The sequence below is a fragment of the Malikia spinosa genome, assembly GCF_002980625.1.
Classification (GTDB): Bacteria; Pseudomonadota; Gammaproteobacteria; order Burkholderiales; family Burkholderiaceae_C; genus Malikia; species Malikia spinosa.
In genome coordinates this window covers 1-6,421 of the sequence record NZ_PVLR01000037.1, presented here as the reverse complement: position 1 = coordinate 6,421, position 6,421 = coordinate 1, and the positions used below count along the sequence as shown (strand labels likewise).

Below are 6,421 nucleotides of genomic sequence, written 5' to 3'. Positions count from 1 at the left end.
AGTTGGTGGTCTTGTACTTGGCGGGCTCGGGCCTGACTCTGTCGCTCATCTCGGCAGCTTACCTCGCCACACACAGACCGGACGGCCCGATTTCTGCAACAAAGCCCCATCAAACCGTTGCGCACGGTGTTGGCGGCGGTTTTAATGGGGCTGTTCTGATCTTGGCGATGCTGGTGCCTGAGCACGACCGCCCGGCTAAAGGCACTTCGCGCCGGTGGTCACAGCATCGCCGAGGCCGCCAGGCTGGCCGGCTGCAGCGAAAGCCAAGTCAAGCGAGTGATGGCGTTGCAGCGGTCCGTGAACTGGCCTGGGCCGGCTTAGCGAATCTGAGACGTCCCCTATATGGAACGTCCCCGCGTCAGTTTTGGTGCCTCTGCGGCGACTGCCGCCTTGCCGTGTGAGTTGTAGCTGATAGTCTTCGCGCTTCCGATTTCAGGCACCTTATCGAAATCTGACCGAGCGTGCATGACAAAGCTCTTGCCGATCTGCTGGTACACGTTGGTGGTATCGGCGTGAACGATCAAGCCGGCATGGGTTTGGGTCTTGTCGGCCGCTTGGGCCGTGTACAGGTTGTAGATGCCGGGTTTCAACGCGCCCGCCTTGTCTACCTTCTGACTCGTCCAAGCGCCTTCCTTTTCGACCTGAACTATCCGCTGACCGTTCATGACCAAGAGGCGTTCTTTCATCGGTCAGCCCTCCAACAACGCTACAAGCTGCACGGTGCCAAGGTCTGCCGCGAACTCCTGACCGTCATCCTCGTACTTGAACCAGGCCCAGCCATCGGTCGGGGGTCGGCGATTCAGGATCAGGCGCGCCGGCCGATCGTCATGCTTGACCTGGATGATGGCCTTCTTGAGTTTATTGGGGTCGGGTTCCTTTGAATCCTTCTTGCCATCGTCCTGCGGGCCTTGTTCGCTGTCGCCGGCCTCGGCATCGGTCTTTCCGGTCAGAGCATCGACGGTGTTGGGGTCGCGGTCGCCGTGTTCATGGTTCCGCTTGTCCTCCAGGAACTCGCGCAGCAGCTTCACCGTACCGCGCGTCAGTTCCTGGCTGTCGTCAGCCAGCCAGACGGCTACCTCGCCGGGGTTCTTCTTGTAGGCCGTCACCAGCTCGTTGATGACGGTCACATCCTTGCACCGGCCGCTGTTGAACGCCTCGGCGATTGGTTCGGGCAAATCCAACAGGGTCACGTGCTGCGTGATGAACGCCGGCGACTTGCCGATCTCCTTCGCAATTTCGCCCTTCTTCTTGCCTTTCGCCAGCTCGCGGCCAATGAAGTCGGCGATCTCGCGCGCCGTCAGTTCGTTGCGTTGCAGGTTCTCGATAACCTGGTCGGCCTCGTTGTAATCATTGTCGATGAAGGCTGGAATCGTGGTCTTGTTCGCCCACTTCGAACCGCGATAGCGCCGCGCGCCATGGTTGATGAAATATCGGCCCGGAGCGTCCTTGTTCTCGCGCACGCTGATGGGCGACTTCACGCCACGGTCTTTGATCGTCTCGCCGATCTCGGCAATGCTCTCAGGCAAGAAGCCAGGGTTGTCGGCCGTGCGTGGTTGATTCGGGTCTTCATCGATCAGGTCAAGCGGCAGTTCCAGCGGGCCAGCGCCGCCAGCGTTGGCCGCCGGCACCTCGTTCAGCAGGCCGGCAAGGTCTCCCAGCTCTTCCAAACCCAACCCGGACCATTTAGTGGCGTTAACAGTAGCGCTCATTGCGCGATCTCCATCTTCTTGAACACGTAATCCGCCAGCGCCCGAACCTCTTGGGTAGCCTTGCGCGCGGCGGTCTTTTTCATTTTCCACACCGGCATCTTTTCGCCCAGCGCCTCTGCGATGCTGTCACGCGCACCGATGCTGAACGGCAAGATGAGCTGCGGGTATGCCTGCTGCAAAGTCGCCAGGTTGTTGACGTGACGCGGCTTCCGCGCATCCACCTTGTTAGGCACCATGCCGAGAAAACGCAGCTTGGGGTTCTGCTTGCGCAGATTGCTGATGACCGCGACCATCTTCTTCATACCCTGCAAGCTATACGCCTCCATTTCGATGGGTGACAGCATGTAGTCGGCCGTCAGAACGGCAGCCGTCATAGCGACACCAAGAGAGGGGGCTGTGTCAATCAGGCATACATCAAAGAACTCTCCCAGCACGTCCACACTGGCCCGCAGCGCGGTGGCGGCTTGTGACAGCTCCATCTTGTCCAAGTTCGCCAAGTTTGGGTCGGCCGCAATCAGCGCCAGGTTCTCGCCTTCGCGCTTGTCGAACCAATACCGTAGGTCGCCGGTATCACTGGTAAACAACTGGCTGGCGAGGTAACCCGATTGGTACGCCGACAATGTGAATGATGCGTTGCCCTGGGTGTCCAGGTCGATCACGGCCACACGAAGGCCCCGCTCAAGGAAGTCGAATGCCAGGTGGCAGGTGGCGAACGTCTTGCCCTGACCCCCCTTCTGAATTGCCGTAACCAGTGTTTTCATGACTTGGTTTCCTGTTTTCTCTTGGCGTCTGCTTCCCACTTCTTGACGATGAACGCTTGATGCTCGGGCAGCACCGCCGTCACCCGCTCGAATCCCTCGGGGAGCTGTTTCCCCGCTGCTACCCAGACGCGATTGACCGCCTGGGACACTGCCCCCTTGGTCAGCCCCAGAGATGAGACAAATTCCGCCTGTGGCCGGCCATCGACTAGCACGCCGTGCGCTATGTCGATGGTCTGCTGTCCGATCTCCAGTCCCTTGATAGCCACCTGGAATTGGGCTTCGGTTAGCCGTTTCTTCATGGATTGCACCCATAACACTCCCCACCCGGTTTGTTGAACAAATAGCGGTGCCAGCCGCCAACCATGTGCACAAGTTTAGCTAAACTAGAAAAAATAGTCAAGCGTTTTAGCGGCTAAAAACAACACCTTCCACGAGAAACTAGCGGGTCAGGACCCGATTCCTTGGATTGCGTTCTGTACCAGAACCAAATCGATCACGTTGCTTATGGTCAGTTCAACGAAGTCCGAAGCGGAGGGGCTGCTTTGCTATGTCAAAGCCCCTTTGGTTTGTAGATCGAAACGAAGTAGGTGATCGCGGTCAGCACGGCAAAGTGAAGCAAGAACGTCCAGCCGGCGATTACGCCAGGCGTATTCCAGTAGTAGAGCATCCGCGCGAACTGGAAAAACACTTCGATGGACAGAATCCACTTTAGGATCGGCCAAACCAGCACGGTCGTCACCCACAAGAACTTGACCATGCCAGCAAGCAGTCCCTGGTCAACGGCCTTGGGAGCGGCTGGCTCCATCGGCTCTAGCGATGGTGGTTTGGTTGCTTTTGGGAACTTGACGATGTTGGACATAGCTTGACCCTCGACATGGTTTGGGTGTTGAATGCTGGCTGCTCCCACTCGGAAGCATGGTTACGGTGTGCCAGCACCAAACCAAGCGCCCCGGATCACTCCGGGGCGTTCCTCCACCTGGGACTATCAGCAATGCGAAGCCAGGGAGCATTCCCTTAGCAGCCGACGCTGCGCTTTGCCTGCTCGACCACCTGAAGCGACCATTTGCCTTTGGCGCAAGCCTCCAGCTTCAAGGTGGCAAAGTAGGCTCTGCCTCGCAGCTCTTCCGCCTGCTTCACCAACTCATCCGCCTCGGCGATCATGGCCTCGATCTGGTCACGGCGTACTTGGAAGTCTGTGGACTGCACGTTCGGCAAGGCATCGACCCAAGGCATGATCTTGTCATTACTCTTGCTCATTGGAACTTCTCCAGTCATTGATTCAAGCGGAACGCCCTGCTTTTAAGTGCCATGATAGGACAAAATGTCCTAATTGTCAAATAATTTAGCTAAACTTTTTTTGGTTTAGTGTAGTTTCATGCTGGCACTTTAGCCGCTAAAACCTCTTCCTTGGCGTCTTTCCAGATCAACCCGAGGCCGGCGTAGCAGCAGAGCAGCGCCCACGCGGGATAGGGAATTGGCGTATCTTCACCCACCCAGCGTCGGATCGTCCGGTCACCCTTTGGCCCGAGGCCCAGAACCTTCGCGGCCTTCCCGCCGGTGAAGCCAGCTAGGTGCAGCACTGCACGCACTTCCTCGCCAGTCGGTTGAGCCCAACTTTCGGCCGACTTCAAACACTCCAGCCGGATACTGGCATCGTTCGTCATTTGTTCCTTCTCCTGTCCACGTCATAAGTCGCTGTAGGTCAACTGAAGCAGCACGCGCCTGAATCAACCACGCGACGGCTTTCATTGACACTTGAGGGGCCACATCGCCAACCTGCGCTACCCTCTTTTTGGCGTAAACACTAGGCGCTTAGCGCCTAGTTAATCATTACTTAGCGCCGTAGGCGCTCTATTTAGGTCGGGGTGAAGGCCGTAGGCCGAGGGGCATAGCCCCTGGGGGGATGGGAGGCCGCGTTAGCGGCCGGGTGGGATCGAGAAGGGGGGTTTCCCCCCTTCGGGGGCCAGTTTTTCTGTATGGTTTCTTTCTCTGGATTGCTTTTTTTTGCGTCAGGTGGTTATAACTATAAGGTTTAATATATTGGTTATAGAAGGTTAAATAAGGTTAACGCGTTGTGGGATCGTGCGTAAGTCAATGATATGAAAAGGGAAAATTTAGAAGGTTGGACCCTCAAGTGTCAATGTATAAGCCCTTCAAATGTCAGTAGTCTGCCCCTCAAATGTCAAGGGTAGCGCCCCCCAAATGTCAGCACTGCCGCCCCTCAAATGTCAGTACATCAAGGTCGTTTTCAACAGGCTTATCCCCAATTTTTGTGGGTAAGTCCGCACGATCAATCACATATGCCGCCTCGGCGGTCGCCAGCGAGGCTCTAGCCGGCCGTTTTAGAGGTCGGCCCCTCATCTATCAGCATCGCGCCGGGGGGAGCTGCCCCCCAAATGTCAAGAAGCGCCCCTCAAATGTCACCAATCGGTGGTTTGTACCCAAACCATCCACAAGGCCAACATCTTTTTAGGTCTCAAAAAACCCCTAGAAAAGGGCCAGGGAGACCAGCCGGGTGCAAGACGGGTAGCCACGACGCCTGAGCTCAGCAGACACACCTGATTCTGAAAGCCACAGGCCGTGAGAATCCCTCGTAGATAGGCCCCTCAAATGTCATCGTCTAGCCCGGTAGCCAGCCGGGCAAGGCCTGCCCTGGCCGTCTACCCTGGGTGAAGCCAAGCGAAGCACGCAGCGCCGGCCACGGCGCGAAGGTGTCAGGGATTGGAGCCCCCGTCAGGGGCGGGACGCGGCAGGCGGCTCGATATGGTGGTTCGGGGAGCAACGCCATGGAACAGCCAACTGACGTAAGCCTCCAGCCTCACCAGCAGCGGTCAGTCCCCTCCATGCACGCCTCGCTTTCCGAGAAGCAGTGGAGATCGTCCGCCTGGCTGGAGATGTCGCCCAGCAGCTCGTTCATGCGCTGGTCGAGGTCATCGTCACTGCCGTAGGGCACTTTCAATTCGTAGTCGCCGCTGGGCAACCGCTTGGCGTCGTACTCCGCCAGGCAGTAGCGCTCGATGTCCTCACGGGAGCGCTTCTTGCCACGCACGAATTTGCTGTTGTTCTCGATGCGCAGCGTCAGCCGAATCGTGGCGAGCCTTGGCGGATCGGCCTCGGCAGCGCCTGTCGAGGCGGCTGGCTGCGCCCGTGCCGGTTTCTGGTAGGGGCCGATCTCGACGCCGCGATGCCGCAGGTAGCTGTAAAGCGTGCTCTTGGAAACATGCAGCTTCTGCGCGATGGCGGCCACCGAGAGTTTGCGCTCGCGGTAAAGCGTGTCGGCGGCCAGCGCCGTCGCCTCGGCCTGGGGCGACAGTCCCCGGGGCCGACCCCCGACCCGACCGCGCGCGCGCGCCGCCGTCAGCCCGGCATTCGTGCGCTCGCGGATGAGCTCGCGCTCGAACTCGGCCAGCGAAGCGAACAGGTTGAACACGAGTCGGCCCTGGGCGCTGGTGGTGTCGATGGGGTCGTTCAGGCTGAGCAGCCCGACCTTTTGCTCCATCAAGCGGCCCACCAGTTCGACCAGGTGCTTGAGCGAGCGCCCCATGCGGTCGAGTTTCCAGATGACCAGCACGTCGCCAGCCCGTAATTGCCCCAGCAGCTCGTCGAGCGCCGGCCGAGCTGTCTTCGCGCCGCTCGCCACGTCCTGATAGACGCGCTCGCAGCCGGCCGCCTTGAGGGCGTCCAGCTGCAAGTCGGGTTTCTGGTCGCGCGTGGAAACGCGAGCGTAGCCGATTTTCATGCTGAGAGTCTGCTTTACTGGTTGGATTGAAATCATATCGAACTTTGTTTAATCAAACCAGTAATATGAACTATTTGCGCTGCATCACCGTTGCGCGGCGAGCAGCGTCCAGCCCGGCGGCCCGCCGGGCAGGGCCTGCCCTGGCCAGCACCCCTAGGGGGCGCCAAGCGCAGCGCGGCGGGGGATGGCGACAGCCGTCCCCCAGGAGGCAA

8 protein-coding genes are annotated in these 6,421 nt (G+C 58.9%); all 8 read right to left on the bottom strand.

Annotated elements, in window-relative coordinates:
* Positions 1-338: 338 nt before the first annotated feature.
* The 8 genes from kfrB to C6P61_RS12840 all read right to left on the bottom strand — a co-directional run bounded on the left by kfrB (position 339) and on the right by C6P61_RS12840 (position 6,209).
* Positions 339-686 (bottom strand): IncP plasmid survival protein KfrB, encoded by a 348-nt coding sequence (gene kfrB, locus C6P61_RS12875; protein ID WP_105730333.1) that lies wholly within the window; start codon positions 684-686, stop codon positions 339-341.
* A gap of 3 nt (positions 687-689) precedes the next feature.
* Positions 690-1,709: a transcriptional repressor gene korB gene (locus C6P61_RS12870; protein ID WP_105730332.1), complete on the bottom strand. Its 1,020-nt coding sequence runs from the start codon at positions 1,707-1,709 to the stop codon at positions 690-692.
* Positions 1,706-2,470: a ParA family protein gene (locus C6P61_RS12865; RefSeq protein ID WP_105730331.1), complete on the bottom strand. Its 765-nt coding sequence runs from the start codon at positions 2,468-2,470 to the stop codon at positions 1,706-1,708. The genes C6P61_RS12870 and C6P61_RS12865 overlap by 4 nt, the downstream gene beginning before the upstream one ends.
* On the bottom strand, positions 2,467-2,769 hold the full coding sequence (locus C6P61_RS12860) for a transcriptional regulator KorA (RefSeq protein WP_105730330.1): 303 nt from the start codon (positions 2,767-2,769) through the stop codon (positions 2,467-2,469). The genes C6P61_RS12865 and C6P61_RS12860 overlap by 4 nt, the downstream gene beginning before the upstream one ends.
* Positions 2,770-3,020: 251 nt before the next feature.
* Positions 3,021-3,329, bottom strand: coding sequence for a KleE stable inheritance protein (gene kleE, locus C6P61_RS12855; RefSeq protein ID WP_105730329.1), 309 nt, complete (start codon positions 3,327-3,329; stop codon positions 3,021-3,023).
* Positions 3,330-3,484: 155 nt separating this feature from the next.
* Positions 3,485-3,727 carry a stable inheritance protein KleA gene (kleA, locus tag C6P61_RS12850; protein ID WP_105730328.1) on the bottom strand — a complete coding sequence of 81 codons (243 nt, stop codon included), beginning with the start codon at positions 3,725-3,727 and terminating at the stop codon, positions 3,485-3,487.
* A 116-nt stretch (positions 3,728-3,843) separates the two neighbouring features.
* Positions 3,844-4,134, bottom strand: coding sequence for a transcriptional regulator (locus C6P61_RS12845; protein ID WP_105730327.1), 291 nt, complete (start codon positions 4,132-4,134; stop codon positions 3,844-3,846).
* A gap of 1,154 nt (positions 4,135-5,288) precedes the next feature.
* Positions 5,289-6,209, bottom strand: a complete 921-nt coding sequence (locus C6P61_RS12840; protein ID WP_105730326.1) for a recombinase family protein — start codon at positions 6,207-6,209, stop codon at positions 5,289-5,291.
* Positions 6,210-6,421 lie beyond the last annotated feature (212 nt).